At 59.7% G+C, this 15,363-nt stretch carries 13 protein-coding genes; 1 reads left to right on the top strand and 12 read right to left on the bottom strand.

The genetic code is table 11. The features are described 5' to 3' along the window. Positions 1-33: 33 nt before the first annotated feature. The 4 genes from GGI48_RS06120 to GGI48_RS06135 form a co-directional block, all read right to left on the bottom strand. A complete protein-coding gene (locus GGI48_RS06120) occupies positions 34-762 on the bottom strand; it encodes a dienelactone hydrolase family protein (protein ID WP_047302752.1) in 729 nt (242 codons plus the stop codon). Positions 763-833: 71 nt separating this feature from the next. Beyond that, positions 834-2,738, bottom strand: coding sequence for a molecular chaperone HtpG (gene htpG / locus GGI48_RS06125; RefSeq protein WP_042942141.1), 1,905 nt, complete (start codon positions 2,736-2,738; stop codon positions 834-836). Between the two features lie 90 nt (positions 2,739-2,828). Next, positions 2,829-3,281 (bottom strand): PaaI family thioesterase, encoded by a 453-nt coding sequence (locus GGI48_RS06130; protein ID WP_016968096.1) that lies wholly within the window; start codon positions 3,279-3,281, stop codon positions 2,829-2,831. Beyond that, the gene (locus GGI48_RS06135; protein WP_179597491.1) at positions 3,278-3,754 is read right to left on the bottom strand and encodes a PaaI family thioesterase; all 477 of its coding nucleotides are present in this window, start codon (positions 3,752-3,754) and stop codon (positions 3,278-3,280) included. The genes GGI48_RS06130 and GGI48_RS06135 overlap by 4 nt, the downstream gene beginning before the upstream one ends. A 158-nt stretch (positions 3,755-3,912) precedes the next feature. Between GGI48_RS06135 and GGI48_RS06140 the strand changes: the two genes are divergently transcribed. Further along, positions 3,913-4,164: a hypothetical protein gene (locus GGI48_RS06140; RefSeq protein ID WP_016968094.1), complete on the top strand. Its 252-nt coding sequence runs from the start codon at positions 3,913-3,915 to the stop codon at positions 4,162-4,164. Between the two features lie 68 nt (positions 4,165-4,232). Here the strand turns inward: GGI48_RS06140 and GGI48_RS06145 are convergent, their stop codons facing one another. The 8 genes from GGI48_RS06145 to GGI48_RS06180 form a co-directional block, all read right to left on the bottom strand. Next, positions 4,233-4,634, bottom strand: a complete 402-nt coding sequence (locus tag GGI48_RS06145) for an MAPEG family protein (RefSeq protein WP_179597493.1) — start codon at positions 4,632-4,634, stop codon at positions 4,233-4,235. After that, on the bottom strand, positions 4,634-5,371 hold the full coding sequence (locus GGI48_RS06150) for a DUF599 domain-containing protein (protein ID WP_016968092.1): 738 nt from the start codon (positions 5,369-5,371) through the stop codon (positions 4,634-4,636). Before GGI48_RS06150 ends, GGI48_RS06145 begins: the two co-directional genes overlap by 1 nt. A gap of 163 nt (positions 5,372-5,534) precedes the next feature. Beyond that, positions 5,535-6,848: a branched-chain amino acid transport system II carrier protein gene (gene brnQ, locus GGI48_RS06155; protein ID WP_179597495.1), complete on the bottom strand. Its 1,314-nt coding sequence runs from the start codon at positions 6,846-6,848 to the stop codon at positions 5,535-5,537. A 429-nt stretch (positions 6,849-7,277) separates the two neighbouring features. After that, entirely contained in the window at positions 7,278-8,159 is an 882-nt protein-coding gene (gene sucD, locus GGI48_RS06160; protein WP_003223019.1) for a succinate--CoA ligase subunit alpha, read from the bottom strand. Further along, the gene (gene sucC, locus GGI48_RS06165; RefSeq protein ID WP_009047768.1) at positions 8,159-9,325 is read right to left on the bottom strand and encodes an ADP-forming succinate--CoA ligase subunit beta; all 1,167 of its coding nucleotides are present in this window, start codon (positions 9,323-9,325) and stop codon (positions 8,159-8,161) included. The genes sucD and sucC overlap by 1 nt, the downstream gene beginning before the upstream one ends. A 230-nt stretch (positions 9,326-9,555) precedes the next feature. Continuing rightward, entirely contained in the window at positions 9,556-10,992 is a 1,437-nt protein-coding gene (lpdA, locus tag GGI48_RS06170) for a dihydrolipoyl dehydrogenase (RefSeq protein ID WP_016968090.1), read from the bottom strand. Positions 10,993-11,095: 103 nt separating this feature from the next. After that, positions 11,096-12,319: a 2-oxoglutarate dehydrogenase complex dihydrolipoyllysine-residue succinyltransferase gene (gene odhB, locus GGI48_RS06175; protein WP_016968089.1), complete on the bottom strand. Its 1,224-nt coding sequence runs from the start codon at positions 12,317-12,319 to the stop codon at positions 11,096-11,098. Positions 12,320-12,361: 42 nt separating this feature from the next. Next, positions 12,362-15,193 (bottom strand): 2-oxoglutarate dehydrogenase E1 component, encoded by a 2,832-nt coding sequence (locus GGI48_RS06180; protein ID WP_016968088.1) that lies wholly within the window; start codon positions 15,191-15,193, stop codon positions 12,362-12,364. Between the last annotated feature and the right edge of the window lie 170 nt (positions 15,194-15,363).

Here is a 15,363-nt window from a genome sequence, read left to right on the forward strand (position 1 = left end):
GAAGCCTGCGCCTACGGATCAGTGGGGTTGCGCTCAGCCCTGGAACACTTCATCCAACAGGTAATGCATGGCGGCGAAGGCTCGGGCGGAGGTCTTGGCGTCGTACATCATCTTGCCCGGCAGGTTGGCGTGGGTGTCGGTGAAGGAATGCACCGCGCCACCGTAGCTGACCAGTTGCCAGTCCACCCCCGCCGCATCCATTTCCGCTTCGAAGGCCGGCAATTGCTCCCTGGCCACGAACGGATCGGCCGCACCGTGCAACACCAGCACCGAGCCCTTGATGTTTTGCGCGTCAGCCGGGGTGGGCGTATCCAAGGTGCCGTGGAACGACACCGCGGCCTTTACCGGCGCCCCGCTGCGGGCCAGCTCCAGCGCGCAGCAGCCGCCAAAGCAGAAGCCGAAGGTGGCCAGCTTCGAGGTGTCCACTGCGGCCTCGGTCTGGCTCTGCAGCGCGCTAAAGGCCGCCTGCATGCGTTTACGCAGCAGCGCCCGGTCATCCTTGAGCGGCATCATCGCGGCACCGGCCTGGCTGGCATCGCTGGGACGCACCGACTGGCCATACAAGTCGGCGATCAGCACCACATAGCCCTTGGCCGCCACCGACTCGGCGAGCTTCTCCGCGCCGGCGCTGACACCCATCCAGTTCGGCGCCATCAGCAACCCCGGGAGCGCGCCTTTATGGGCGGCATCGAAGGCCAGGCGGCCTTCATAGGGCTGGCCATCGATCTGATAGACCACGGAACGCACGGTGATTTGACTCATGACTCATCTTCTCCAGTAGGGGGACACCAGAATGAAAAAACCCGCCGAAGCGGGTTTTTCCTGCAACCTGATTAAACCGACAGTTCAACCAGCAGCTTGTTCAGTCGGCGCACATAGGCCGCCGGGTCTTTCAAGCTGTCACCGGCCGCCAGGGCCGCTTGATCGAAGAGGATGTGCGACAGGTCGCCAAAGCGCTCTTCGTTCTGCTCGCCGTCGAGTTTCTCGATCAGCGGGTGAGTCGGGTTGAATTCGAAGATCGGCTTGGAATCCGGAACCTTCTGCCCGCTGGCTTCAAGGATCTGACGCATTTGCAGCCCCAGGTCCTGCTCGCCGATGGCCAGGATCGCCGGCGAGTCGGTCAGGCGGTGGGAAACCCGCACTTCGCTGACGCTCTCGCCCAGGGCGGTCTTGATCCGCTCAACCAGGCCTTCCTTGGTCTTGGCAACTTCCTCGGCAGCCTTCTTGTCCTCTTCCGAGTCGAGGTTGCCCAGGTCCAGGTCGCCACGCGCCACGTCGACAAAGCTCTTGCCGTCGAACTCGTTGAGGTAGCTCATCAGCCACTCGTCGATGCGGTCGGTGAGCAGCAGCACTTCGATGCCTTTCTTGCGGAAGACTTCCAGGTGCGGGCTGTTCTTCACCTGGGCGTAGGATTCGCCGGTGAGGAAGTAGATCTTGTCCTGACCTTCCTTGGCGCGAGCCAGGTAGTCGGCCAGCGACACGGTCTGCTCGCCGTCGTCGCCCTGAGTGGAAGCGAAGCGCAGCAGGCCGGCGATCTTTTCCTTGTTGGCGAAGTCTTCGGCCGGGCCTTCCTTCATCACCTGGCCAAAGTTCTTCCAGAAGCCCTTGTATTGCTCGGGCTCGTTCTTCGCCAGTTTTTCCAGCATGTCCAGCACGCGCTTGGTCAGCGCCGACTTCATCGAATCGATGATCGGGTCTTTCTGCAGGATTTCCCGCGAGACGTTCAGCGACAGGTCGTTGGAATCCACCACGCCCTTGATGAAGCGCAGGTACAGCGGCAGGAAGGACTCGGCCTGATCCATGACGAACACGCGCTGCACGTAGAGCTTGAGGCCCTTCGGCGCTTCGCGCTGGTACAGGTCGAACGGCGCGCGAGCCGGTACGTAGAGCAGCGAGCTGTATTCCAGCTTGCCTTCAACCTTGTTGTGGCTCCAGCTCAGCGGGTTCTCGAAGTCATGGGCGATGTGCTTGTAGAACTCCTGGTATTCCTCGTCCTTGATCTCGGTACGCGGACGGGTCCACAGGGCACTGGCGCGGTTGACGGTTTCCCATTCCAGTGCCGGTTTCTCTTCGCCTTCGGCGGCAGCGGCCTGTTTCGGCAGCTCGATCGGCAGGGCGATGTGGTCGGAGTACTTCTTGATGATGTTGCGCAGGCGCCAGCCATCGGCGAACTCGTCTTCACCGGATTTCAGGTGCAGGACGATGCGGGTGCCGCGTTCGGCCTTGTCGATGGTCGCCACTTCGAACTCGCCTTCGCCCTTGGACGACCAGTGCACACCCTCGCTGGCCGGCAGACCGGCACGGCGGCTGAACACTTCAACCTGGTCGGCGACGATGAACGCGGAGTAGAAGCCCACGCCGAACTGACCGATCAGGTGCGAGTCCTTCTTCTGGTCGCCGGTGAGGTTTTTCATGAAGTCGGCGGTGCCGGACTTGGCGATGGTCCCCAGGTGAGTGATGACATCTTCACGGCTCATGCCGATACCGTTGTCTTCGAGGGTGACGGTCTTGGCGTCCTTGTCGAAGCTCACACGGATTTTCAGTTCCGCGCCACCTTCCAGCAACTCGGGCTTGGACAGGGCTTCGAAACGCAATTTGTCGACGGCGTCAGAGGCGTTCGAGATCAATTCGCGAAGGAAGATTTCCTTATTGGAATACAACGAATGGATCATGAGGTGCAGCAGTTGCTTCACCTCGGTCTGGAAGCCCAGGGTTTCCTTTTGAGTTTCCACACTCATGGTCATCAAACTCCAATCAGATGGCTGTGGTCGCGCTCCGGAAGCGGAGAGCGGCGGGATGACATGGAAGTGGGGGTAGCTCGCCGGATTTCAAGGGGCGGGTGTCTCTTCGATCTTGAAATGTGCGCGGGCGGTGGCAATCGGTTCGTCGGCGGTGCTCTGCCAGGCGGTGATCGCGACGTTGGCCACGCGTCGCCCCTGACGCCAGACCTGGCAGCGGGCGAAGGTGTCACGAAACTGCCCGGCACGCAGGTAATCCAGGGAAAAATCGATGATCTTCGGCACCCCGGGAGAACCGGTAAAGATCAACAGGTGCACAGCCGCCGCCAACTCCATGAAACCGGCGATCACACCGCCATGCAGTGCCGGCAGCAAGGGATTGCCGATGTTGTCCTTGTTGGCCGGCAAGCGAAACAGCAACTCGTCTCCCAGGCGCGAGCACTCGATGCCGATCAGGGCGGCGTAAGGAATCTTCTGCAGCAAGGGAGCGTAGTCGCCCTGTTGGTGAGCCTGTTCCAGCAATAGCTTGAGATCTTCGCTCATGGACGCGCTCCCTTGAGGGCTGAGGCGAAACCCGGGGTGCCCTTGAGGCCCTTGCCCATGCGCATGAACGTGCCGACCACATGGGCGACCGGGCGCTGCGGGTCGTCCTGATAGGCAAAACCGCGGGCAAAGATCACATCGGTGGTGACCCGATAACACTCGGCAAAACCATGCACGTCGTGATGAGGCACCGCCGGGTGCATGTAGTCGATGCGCAGGTCCAGGGTCGGGCAGACCTCGAACTCCGGCAATACACACAGCGTGGCCATGCCACAGGCCGTGTCCATGAGGGTGGTCAGGGCGCCACCGTGAATGATTCCAGTGTGGGGATCGCCAACGATCTGCGGGCTGTAGGGCAAGGTCAGGGTCATGCCCTCCGGTGAGGCACTGTGCACGCTGATCCCCAGCACCTGGCAGTGTCGCAAGGCGGAAAGAAAGCGCATCGCACGCTCGAAAACAGGATTCTGCGCCATGGATTATCTCTCTTGTTAGTGTCAGGAATCAGCGGTTGGCCTGGTCGATAAAAGTTCCGTACAACAAATACTTAATATATCTAGGCCGCCCAAGGAACTTAAATCACAAGGCCATGATCGAAAGGCCAGTAGATATCTTCACTAAGGAGAAACACCCCATGCGTAAGACTTTAGCTATTGCCCTGATGCTGACCGCTTCCCTCGGTCTGGCTGCCTGTGACAAAAAATCCGAGGACAAAGCTCAAGATGCCAACCAACATGCTGAGCAAGCTCAACAAAAAATGAACGAAGCTCAGGATAAAGTGAACGAAGCTGCCAAGGAAAACGCCGAAGCTGCCAAAGATCAGGCTGAATCCAACAAAGCCGCAGCCGAAGAAAGCGCCAAGGAAGCCGCCCCTAAAACCAACTAACTCGGTTTTAGCGCCAGATAAAAATAAAGCCCGCCAAGTGCGGGCTTTATTGTGTCCACTAATAATGACTACATCAGCAGCCAGCGAAAAGTTGGACTAAGCATCAATAACAAGGAACACAAGATCCCCACTGCCCAGAACAGACTTCGCTGCCGGGTCAGATCCGCCAGATAGCACGCCAGGTAGAAGATCCGGGCAATCACAAAGGTGATGGCCAGGGCATCGATCAACCAGCCTTGGGTCTGGGTGACATGCGCCATCAGCACCCCGACCGCAAACAGCATGAAGGCCTCGAAACTGTTCTGATGCGCCGCCAGCGCCCGCGCGCCAAGCCCGGTCAGTTGGGCCTGTTGCTGACGCGGCAGATGGTTGTTGTAACCGCCCTGCTCTTTCATGGCCTTGGCCACCGGGATGCGAGCGATGAAAATCAGCAGCGCACTGACAAACACGCACCAGAACGCAATACTCATCAGCCTATCTCCTTGTTTGTCTCGGGCAATGGCGCCTCCGTAGGGGTATAGACCATCACATCCAGCACGTCGGAATGAAACTCGCGACGATAGAGCACCAGCACCACCCCCGCGCTCATCACCATGAACAGCCAGGGACTGACAAACCAGGCCAGCATGCTCATGCCGAAGTAATAGGAGCGCAGGCCGAAGTTGAACTGGTTGGCCGCCATGGAAATGACCCGCGCCGCCCGGGAAGCGAAAGCCTTGCGCTCCTGCTCTGACACCTGGCGCTCACCGATCATCGGCGCCGAGCCCACCAGAACCGCGGCGAAGTTGTACTGGCGCATGCACCAACTGAAGGTGAAGAAGGCGTAGACGAATACCAGCGCCAGACACAGCAGCTTGATCTCCGACATGCCCTGCGAAGCCTGCTGGACCATGGGAATGTCCGCCAGCAGCGACACCGCGCGTTCCGAGGCTCCAAGCACGGTAAGAATGCCCGCCAGGATGATCAGGGTGCTGGAGGCGAAGAACGATGCGTTGCGTTCCAGATTGCCGATCACACTGGCGTCGGCGATACGGTTGTCACGCAACAGCATCCGGCGCATCCAGTCCTCGCGATACAGGTGCAGGACACTGGCCAGGCAGGCGGTGTCCCGCCCCTTCCAGGTGGCATAGCGGGTGTAGCCGCCCCAGCAGATAACGAACCACAAAGCGGCCAATAAATGGATCAGGTTGGCTTGGACGAACGACATGCAAATTCCTGTAAGGCGTGGCAGAGGACACAGCTTCGACGCCACACCGAGGAAAAAGGCACTGCCCGAGCCCCATAAAAAAATGCCCCGTATCGATCGATACGGGGCATTGTTCTGGAGACTCATGAGCCGCTTGTGGCGGCCCTGGACCCTTGCCGACGGATCAAGCCAGCGCTTCGGCCGGTTTGCCCAGGATACGGTCGAAGATCACGGCAACCGCCAGGATGATCACCGAAGGCACCAGCCAGGCTAGGCCTTGCTCGCTCAACGGCAGGTGAGCCAACTGGCTAGGCAGGCCATCGGCCAGGCCGGCGCCCTTAAGCGCGTCGATCAGGCCGAAGACAAAGGACACCAGCATCACCGGACCGACGATGCGGCGCTGGTCCCGCCAGAACTCCTTGCAGAAGCTCAGGGCCACCAGGGCGATGCAGGGCGGATAGATGGCGGTCAGCACCGGGATCGAGAAGGCGATGAGCTTGGTCAGGCCAAGGTTGGATACCAGCAGCGAGAAAACCGCGAGGATGACCACCAGCGTCTTGTAAGACAAAGGGGTTACGCGGCTGAAATACTCGGCGCAGGCGCAAGTCAGGCCCACGGCGGTCACCAGGCACGCCAGGGAGATCAGCACCGCGAGGAAACCGCTGCCCAGGGAGCCGAAGGTGTGTTGCACATAGGCATGCAGCACCGCTGCGCCGTTGGTGGCACCGGCTGCCACTTCATGGCTGCCCGAACCGAGGCGGAACAAACTGATGTACACCAGCGCCAGGCCGACCCCGGCAATCAGGCCGGCGATCACCGCATAGCGGGTGATCAGTCGCGGCGACTCGACCCCGCGCGAGCGAATGGCATTGACGATGACGATGCCGAACACCAGGGCGCCCAAGGTATCCATGGTCAGGTAGCCATTGATGAATCCCTGGGAGAATGGCGCGGCAACATACTCGGGCGTGGCCTCGCCAACGCTGCCGGCCGGCAGGGCGCACGCTGCGATCCCCAGCACCGCCAGGGCAATGATCTTCAGCGGCGCCAGGAAACGGCCAACGGTATCCAGCAGACGACCTGGATACAGCGAGATGAAGAACACCAGCAGGAAATACGCCGAACTGTAGAGGAACAGTGCCAGCGGGCTTTCACCGGTCAGTGGCGCCAGGCCCACCTCAAAGGACACAGTGGCCGTGCGCGGCGTGGCGAACAGCGGACCCACCGCCAGGTAGCAGACCGCCGCCAACAGACCACCAGCGACTTTACCGATGGGGCTGCTCAACGCATCCATGGCGCCACCGACCTTGGCCAGGGCGACCACGGTGATCACCGGCAAGCCCACTGCAGTGATCAGAAAGCCCAGCGCCGCCATCCAGACATGGGGTCCGGACTGCAAGCCGACAATGGGTGGGAAAATGATGTTGCCAGCCCCGACGAACAGGGCAAAAGTCATGAAGCCGAGCGCCAGAATGTCCTGGCCTTTCAACACTTTCATTAAGGAAATACCACACTACTGAATCGGAATTTAGAGAGGGATTTCCCTTATGGGTGAGGGAAATGCTGTCAGTCCGTATAAGACTGACCCGTTTAGCGCGCCGATACCTTGTGGGCAGCAGACGCATAAAGAGGCGGCTAGCCTACCGAATCTGTAAGACGAACGCACCGGCGCAATGAGAATTTTCTGATATGCGACATCGGTATGTCGCCTTTCTGAAACTATTTTTCCACCGCAATGAATCTCCTGCGCAACGCCTCGTTCGCCTAGGCGCCGACTCGTGTAGGAGCTGGCCCGCCAGCGAAGGCAGTTGCAGAACAACACCCGGCTCAGCGGCCCCTTCGCCGGCAAGCGGGCCCCTACGCCAGAAAGCACAAAGGCCACCCGAAGGTGGCCTTTGCTGGAAGAGCTACAAGCTAAGCGCGAGGCTTACTTGACCGCCCAACCGGTCAGCTCGGCCAGGGCCTTGCCGATGTCTGCCAGCGAACGCACGGTTTTCACGCCTGCGTCTTGCAGCGCAGCGAATTTCTCGTCTGCAGTGCCTTTGCCGCCGGAGATGATTGCGCCAGCATGGCCCATGCGCTTGCCCGGAGGAGCAGTCACACCAGCGATGTAGGAAACAACCGGCTTGGTCACGTGAGCCTTGATGTAGGCAGCCGCTTCTTCTTCAGCCGAACCGCCGATCTCGCCGATCATCACGATCGCCTCGGTCTTCGGGTCTTCCTGGAACAGCTTCAGGATGTCGATGAAGTTGGAGCCCGGGATCGGGTCACCACCGATGCCGACGCAGGTGGACTGACCGAAACCGGCGTCAGTGGTCTGCTTAACGGCTTCGTAGGTCAGGGTGCCGGAACGGGAAACGATACCGACCTTGCCTGGCAAGTGAATGTGACCTGGCATGATGCCGATCTTGCATTCGCCTGGAGTGATCACGCCTGGGCAGTTAGGGCCGATCAGGGTCACACCCAGTTCGTCGCACTTAACCTTGGCATCCAGCATGTCCAGGGTAGGAATGCCTTCGGTGATGCAGACGATCAGCTTGATGCCGCCGAACGCTGCTTCCAGGATCGAGTCCTTGCAGAAAGGAGCTGGAACGTAGATCACGCTAGCGGTGGCGCCAGTGGCAGCTACAGCGTCTTTCACGGTGTTGAACACTGGCAGACCCAGGTGCTCGGTGCCGCCTTTGCCAGGAGTTACGCCGCCAACCATCTTGGTGCCGTATTCGATGGCTTGCTGGGTGTGGAAACTACCTTGCGAACCGGTAATGCCCTGGCAGATAACTTTGGTGTCTTTATTGATCAGGACGCTCATTATTTGCCCTCCGCAGCTTTGACAACTTGTTGAGCAGCGTCGGTCAGGCTGGTAGCAGCGATGATGTTCAAGCCGCTTTCTGCCAGTACTTTAGCGCCCAGTTCCGCGTTGTTGCCTTCAAGGCGAACAACAACCGGGATTTTCACGCCGACTTCTTTCACGGCGCCGATGATACCTTCGGCAATCATGTCGCAACGAACGATGCCGCCGAAGATGTTGACCAGTACTGCAGCGACGTTGGTGTCGGACAGGATGATCTTGAAGGCTTCGGTCACGCGCTCTTTGGTAGCACCACCGCCTACGTCGAGGAAGTTGGCTGGCTTACCGCCGTGCAGGTTGACGATGTCCATGGTACCCATGGCCAGGCCGGCACCGTTGACCATGCAGCCGATGTTGCCTTCCAGGGCTACGTAGTTCAGTTCGAACTTGGCAGCGTGCGCTTCGCGCGGATCGTCTTGCGACGGATCGTGGAAAGTCTTCAGCTTAGGCTGACGGTACATGGCGTTGGCGTCGATGTTGATCTTGGCGTCCAGGCAGTGCAGATCGCCGTCAGCCTTGATCACCAGCGGGTTCACTTCCAGCAGGGCCAGATCGTGATCCTGGAACAGTTTGGCCAGACCCACGAAGATCTTGGCGAACTGGGCAACTTGCTTGCCTTCCAGACCCAGTTGGAAAGCCAGTTCGCGACCCTGGAATGGCTGAGCGCCAACCAGTGGATCGATAGTGGCTTTGAGAATTTTTTCTGGAGTGTCGTGAGCGATTTTCTCGATGTCCACGCCACCTTCGGTGGAAGCCATGAACACGATGCGACGGCTCGAACGGTCAACGACAGCGCCCAGGTACAGCTCTTTAGCGATATCAGTGCACGATTCAACCAGGATCTTGGTGACAGGCTGGCCATTGGCATCAGTCTGATAGGTCACCAGACGCTTGCCCAACCACTGCTGAGCGAATGCCTTAGCGTCTTCTTTGCTGCGAACCAGCTTAACGCCGCCCGCTTTACCGCGACCACCGGCGTGAACCTGGGCTTTGACAACCCACTCGGAGCCGCCGATTTTGTCGCAAGCTTCTGCTGCTTCTTCCGGGGTGTCTACCGCGTAGCCTTTGGATACTGGCAGGCCGTATTCAGCGAACAGCTGCTTACCCTGATACTCGTGAAGATTCATGCTTTTTACCGTCTTCGTTAGGTACTGCGCATTCGGCGCTGCGCTCAATATTGAGTGCCGCACCACCTGTGACCGCTACTCTCAAACCAGCGCCACACCCTGAACCCGGAGCCTGGGCCCCGATCCAGTGTGTGGCGCTACCTCAAGAGGTCGAGTCCAGCGGATATTCCGCGGTGAGTCTTGCGCACAAGGCTCACGACGGGCCAACCGCCGTGGTTTCTTATTATTGCTTAGCGTTTCTTGCGGTTGGCAATGTGGATGGCGCCGCCATTCACAGCCAGAGCTGCTTCGTGCAGGGCTTCGGACAGGGTCGGATGGGAGAAAACCATCATGCCCAGGTCTTCGGCGCTGGTGCCGAATTCCATGCCGATCGCACCTTGTTGAACCAGTTCCGCAGCGCTTGGGCCAATCACGTGGACGCCCAATACGCGGTCAGTCTTGGCATCGGCGATGACTTTGACGAAACCGCCGGTGTCGTTGGCTGCCATGGCACGGCCGCTGGCGGCAAACGGGAAGGTGCCGACGTTAACTTCAACGCCTTCAGCTTTCAAGGCCTGCTCGGTTTTACCGACCCATGCAATTTCCGGGTGAGTATAGATAACCGAAGGGATCAGGTCATAGTTCATCTGGGCCTTGTGACCCTTGATGCGCTCGGCAACCATGACGCCCTCTTCCGAGGCCTTGTGAGCCAGCATCATGCCGCGCACCACGTCACCAATGGCGTAAACGCCCGGTACGGTAGTGGCGCAATGATCGTCAACGTGCACGAAACCGCGCTCGTCGAGAGTCACGCCGCAGTCGGCAGCCAACAGATCGGTGGTCACCGGACGGCGACCAACGGCAACGATCAGCTTGTCGAAAGTGATGGTCTGCTCGCCATTGGCGTCGGTGTAGGTCACCACGACTTCTTCGCCGTTGACCTTGGAGCCGGTCACGCGAGCGCCCAGCTTGATGTCCAGACCTTGCTTGGTAAGGGTTTTCAGCGCTTCCTTGGAAACAGCGGTGTCGGCTGCCATCAGGAAAGTGTCCAGTGCTTCGAGGACAGTCACTTGCGCGCCCAGACGCGACCAGACCGAACCCAGTTCCAGACCGATGACGCCAGCGCCGATCACGCCCAGACGTTTTGGAACAGCTTGGAATTCCAGCGCGCCAGTCGAGTCGACGATGACGTTCTGATCGACCGGAGCCGGTGGAATGTCGATCGGACGCGAACCTGGAGCCAAGATCACGTTTTCGGCTTCGATCACTTCAACCGAACCGTCCGGCTTGGTGACTTCGACCTTCTTGCCGGCCAGCAGCTTGCCGTGGCCCTGGATCGAAGTGACGCCGTTGGCCTTGAACAGGGTGGCAACACCGCTGGTCAGGCCTTTGACGATATTGGCCTTGCGACCGATCATGGCCGGCACGTCCATGGTCACGCCAGCGTGCTGGATACCGTGGATGGCAAAACCGTCCTGGGCTTCGTGGAATTTCCAGGAGCTGTCCAGCAGCGCCTTGGAAGGAATGCAACCGACGTTCAGGCAAGTACCGCCGAGGGCCAGCTTGCCCTCTTTATCGGTGTACTTCTCGATGCAAGCAGTCGTCAGACCAAGCTGTGCTGCCTTGATTGCAGCTACATAACCGCCTGGGCCCGCGCCAATCACTACTACGTCGAATTTCTGAGTCATAAAAAGGTTCCTTTTAACGGCAAGCTAGAAGCCGCAAGCCGCAAGCTTGAAGCCCCTCGCCCTAGGGGCTTGGAGCTTGTCGCTTGCAGCTTGCAGCTGCTTTTTAGATGTCCAGAAGCAGACGCGCCGGGTCTTCCAGCAGGTTCTTGATGGTTACCAAGAATGTCACAGCTTCTTTACCGTCGATCAGACGGTGATCGTAGGACAGCGCCAGGTACATCATCGGACGGATTACGACCTGACCGTTGATCGCCATAGGACGTTGCAGGATGTTGTGCATGCCCAGGATAGCGGCTTGCGGTGGGTTAACGATCGGGGTCGACATCATCGAGCCGAAAGTACCACCGTTGGTGATGGTGAAAGTACCACCGGTCATTTCTTCCATCGACAGCTTGCCGTCGCGAGCCTTCTTGCCGAAGGTGGCAATGCCGCCTTCGATTTCGGCCAGGCTCATCAGCTCGGCGTTACGCAGAACCGGAACCACCAGGCCACGGTCGCTGGACACCGCAACACCGATGTCGGCGTAGCCGTGGTAGACGATGTCGGAACCGTCGATCGAGGCGTTGACCGCAGGGAAGCGCTTCAGCGCTTCGGTAGCGGCCTTGACGAAGAACGACATGAAGCCCAGGCGCACGCCGTTGTGGGACTTCTCGAACAGGTCCTTGTACTTCGAACGCAGAGCCATGACTTCGGTCATGTCGACTTCGTTGAAGGTGGTCAGCATCGCCATGTTCGACTGGGCTTCAACCAGACGCTCGGCAACCTTGGCCCGCAGACGGGTCATGGGCACGCGCTTCTCGACGCGATCGCCGGCAGCGAACACCGGAGCAGCGGCAGCCGGGGCCGGAGCCTTGGCAGGCGCGGCGGCCGGAGCGGCTTTCTTGGCGGCAACGGCAGCCACTACGTCTTCCTTGGTCACACGACCGCCTTTGCCAGTACCGGCAACGGAGGCGATGTTGATGCCGTTTTCTTCAGCCAGCTTGCGCGCGGCCGGAGCGGCGATTGGATCGTCTTCGCCGTCAGCGGCAGCCGGGGCAGCAGCGGCAGCGGCCGGAGCGGCGGCGGCAGCAGGAGCAGCGGCAGCAGCGCCGCCTTCAACGATGGAGCCCAGAACTTCGTCGGACAGAACGGTGTCGCCTTCGTTCTTGACGATAGCGCCCAACACGCCGTCAGCGGTGGCCAGAACTTCCAGCACAACCTTGTCGGTCTCGATGTCGACGATCAGCTCGTCGCGCTTGACGGCTTCGCCCGGTTGCTTGTGCCAGGTGGCAACGGTGCCATCGGCAACCGATTCCGGGAAAGTGGGGGCTTTGATCTCGATAGCCATTATCTGTGGTTCCTTAAATTCGGTTTCAGGTGCGCGAAGGCGTTAAACAGTGAAGGCATCTTGCAGCAGTTTTTCCTGCTGCTCGGCGTGCATCGACGCGTAGCCACAAGCAGGCGCAGCAGAGGCGTCACGGCCGGCGTACTCGAGTACGAGCGACTTGTCGTGATTGCCTACGATGCGACGCATGTGGTGCTGGCTGCAGTACCAGGCGCCCTGGTTCATCGGCTCTTCCTGACACCAGACCACGTGCTTGAGGTTGGTGTACGGAGCCAGGACTTCGTTCAGGTCGTCCTCAGGGAACGGGTACAACTGCTCGATACGCACGATGGCGATGTCTTCACGACCTTCGGCACGGCGTTTTTCCAACAGGTCGTAGTAGACCTTGCCGCTACACAGAATCAGGCGCTCGACCTTTTTCGGGTCCAGTGCGTCGATTTCCGGAATAACGGTCTGGAACGAACCTTCGGCCAGATCTTCCAGAGTCGAGATGGCCAGCTTGTGACGCAGCAGCGACTTCGGAGTCAGCACCACCAGCGGCTTGCGCAGAGGACGGATCACCTGACGACGCAGCAAGTGGTAGATCTGCGCCGGCGTGGTCGGCATGCACACCTGAATGTTGTGCTCGGCGCACAGCTGCAGGTAACGCTCCAGGCGCGCCGAGGAGTGCTCGGGGCCCTGACCTTCATAACCGTGAGGCAGCAGCATGGTCAGACCGCAGAGACGGCCCCACTTGTGCTCGCCGCTGGTGATGAACTGGTCGATCACCACTTGCGCACCGTTGGCGAAATCGCCGAACTGGGCCTCCCAGATCACCAGCGCGTTCGGCGTGGTGGTCGAGTAGCCGTATTCGAATGCCAGTACCGCCTCTTCCGACAGGAAGGAGTCGTACAGGTCAAAGCGCGGCTGGCCTTCGAACAGATGCTTGAGCGGCACGTAGGTGCTGGCATCTTTCTGGTTGTGCAGAACGGCGTGGCGGTGCGAGAAGGTGCCGCGGCCGATGTCCTGGCCGGTCATGCGGATCGGGTGACCTTCGAACGCCAGGGTCGCGTACGCCATGGTTTCAGCGTAACCCCAGTTGATCGGCAGGCCGCCGGCTTGCATCTTCTGACGGTCTTCGTAGATCTTCGCGACCTGACGCTGAACCACGAAGCCTTCTGGCAGTTCCAGCAGCTTGGCGGACAGTTCCTGCAGGGTCTTGAGATCGAAGGTGGTGTCGTGACGCGCGGTCCAGGTGTGGCCCAGGTAAGGGCGCCAGTCCACGAACAGCTCTTTGTTCGGTTCCTTGACCAGGCTCTTCACCACATGCAGACCGTTGTCCAGCGCGTTGCGGTACTCATCGACTTTCGCCTGAACACGCTCTGCGTCAAGTACACCGCTCTGGATCAGGCGATCGGCATACAGCTCACGGGTGGTGCGCTGCTTGGTGATCTGCTGATACATCAGTGGCTGGGTGCCGCTTGGCTCGTCGGCCTCGTTGTGGCCACGACGACGGTAGCAGACCAGATCGATCACCACGTCGCGCTTGTACTGCATGCGGTAGTCGATGGCCAGCTGGGTCACGAACAACACGGCTTCCGGATCGTCACCATTCACATGGAGGATCGGCGCCTGGATCATCTTCGCAACGTCGGTGGCGTACTCGGTGGAACGCGAGTCCAGCGGGTTGCTGATGGTGAAACCAACCTGGTTGTTGATCACGATGTGCACAGTGCCGCCAGTACGGAAACCGCGGGTCTGGGACATCTGGAAGGTTTCCATCACCACGCCCTGACCGGCGAATGCCGCGTCACCGTGGATCGAGATCGGCAGAACCTTGTCGCCGGTCTGGTCGTTGCGACGGTCCTGACGGGCGCGCACCGAACCTTCGACCACTGGCGAAACGATTTCCAGGTGGGACGGGTTGAACGCCATGGCCAGGTGAACTTCACCGCCGGTGGTCATCACGTTGGACGAGAAGCCCTGGTGGTATTTAACGTCACCGGAACCCAGCTCGACCTTCTTCTTGCCTTCGAACTCGTCGAACAGCTCGCGCGGGTTCTTGCCGAAGGTGTTGACCAGCACGTTGAGACGGCCACGGTGGGCCATGCCGATCACGACTTCCTTGGTGCCGTAGGAACCGGAACGCTGGATCAACTCGTCGAGCATCGGAATCAGGCTCTCGCCGCCTTCCAGACCGAAACGCTTGGTGCCCGGGTATTTGGTACCCAGGTATTTTTCCAGGCCTTCGCCGGCGGTGACGCGCTCGAGCAGGTGGCTCTTGATGTCGGCGGAATAGGTCGGACGGCCGCGCACGCTTTCCAGACGCTGCTGGAACCACTGGCGCTGCTCGGAATCGGTGATGTGCGTGAATTCAGCGCCGATGGTGCGGCAATATGTCTGCTGCAACGCTTCGTGAATTTCGCGTAGGCTCGCTTCCTCTTTGCCGATGAACAGGTCGCCGGCACGGAAGGTCGTATCAAGATCGGCATTGGTCAAGCCGTAATGATTGATCGACAGGTCTGCAGGTGCAGGACGCTGCCACAGCCCCAGCGGGTCCAGCTGGGCTGCCTGGTGGCCACGCATCCGATAGGCCTGGATCAATCGCAGCACTTCAACTTGCTTCTTCTCGTGCTCACTGCTCACGCTGCCGGCGGATACCGGTTGGGCGCGGCGCTGGTTCTTTGCCAGCAAGACGAAATGATCGCGGATTGTCGAGTGCGAAACATCGATGGCAGTGCTGCCGTCGGTAGGCAACTTCTGAAAGTAAGTGCGCCACTCTTCTGGCACAGCGTTAGGGTCGTGCAGGTAGAGCTCGTAGAGCTCTTCCACATAGGCAGCGTTACTACCGGATAGGTAGGCGCTGTTCCACATGCGCTGCATCACGCTTTCTTGCATGCTTGGTCACCCTCGGTTAGGGGAACACCATCGGCGAAGACACCGAGCAAGCTTGCAGAAGTCCGAATGCAGCGACCAAAACAAGCCACTTAGGATCACGCTGATAGTCCGGGTACCAGCCCGGATGCCCCTGCTTGTCTCATTTCTTCAAAAATAAGAGCAGCCACTTT

The organism is Pseudomonas protegens (assembly GCF_013407925.2).
Taxonomy (GTDB): domain Bacteria; phylum Pseudomonadota; class Gammaproteobacteria; order Pseudomonadales; family Pseudomonadaceae; genus Aquipseudomonas; species Aquipseudomonas fluorescens_AP.

Excerpts from the sequence above, each read along its gene's own strand:
- GGI48_RS06120 (WP_047302752.1), bottom strand. The coding sequence starts at position 762 with ATGAGTCAAATCACCGTGCGTTCCGTGGTCTATCAGATCGATGGCCAG.
- brnQ (WP_179597495.1), bottom strand. The coding sequence starts at position 6,848 with ATGAAAGTGTTGAAAGGCCAGGACATTCTGGCGCTCGGCTTCATGACT.
- odhB (WP_016968089.1), bottom strand. The coding sequence starts at position 12,319 with ATGGCTATCGAGATCAAAGCCCCCACTTTCCCGGAATCGGTTGCCGAT.
- sucD (WP_003223019.1), bottom strand. The coding sequence starts at position 8,159 with ATGAGCGTCCTGATCAATAAAGACACCAAAGTTATCTGCCAGGGCATT.
- GGI48_RS06180 (WP_016968088.1), bottom strand. The coding sequence starts at position 15,193 with ATGCAAGAAAGCGTGATGCAGCGCATGTGGAACAGCGCCTACCTATCC.
- GGI48_RS06135 (WP_179597491.1), bottom strand. The coding sequence starts at position 3,754 with ATGGCGCAGAATCCTGTTTTCGAGCGTGCGATGCGCTTTCTTTCCGCC.
- lpdA (WP_016968090.1), bottom strand. The coding sequence starts at position 10,992 with ATGACTCAGAAATTCGACGTAGTAGTGATTGGCGCGGGCCCAGGCGGT.
- htpG (WP_042942141.1), bottom strand. The coding sequence starts at position 2,738 with ATGAGTGTGGAAACTCAAAAGGAAACCCTGGGCTTCCAGACCGAGGTG.
- sucC (WP_009047768.1), bottom strand. The coding sequence starts at position 9,325 with ATGAATCTTCACGAGTATCAGGGTAAGCAGCTGTTCGCTGAATACGGC.
- GGI48_RS06150 (WP_016968092.1), bottom strand. The coding sequence starts at position 5,371 with ATGTCGTTCGTCCAAGCCAACCTGATCCATTTATTGGCCGCTTTGTGG.
- GGI48_RS06140 (WP_016968094.1), top strand. The coding sequence starts at position 3,913 with ATGCGTAAGACTTTAGCTATTGCCCTGATGCTGACCGCTTCCCTCGGT.
- GGI48_RS06130 (WP_016968096.1), bottom strand. The coding sequence starts at position 3,281 with ATGAGCGAAGATCTCAAGCTATTGCTGGAACAGGCTCACCAACAGGGC.
- GGI48_RS06145 (WP_179597493.1), bottom strand. The coding sequence starts at position 4,634 with ATGAGTATTGCGTTCTGGTGCGTGTTTGTCAGTGCGCTGCTGATTTTC.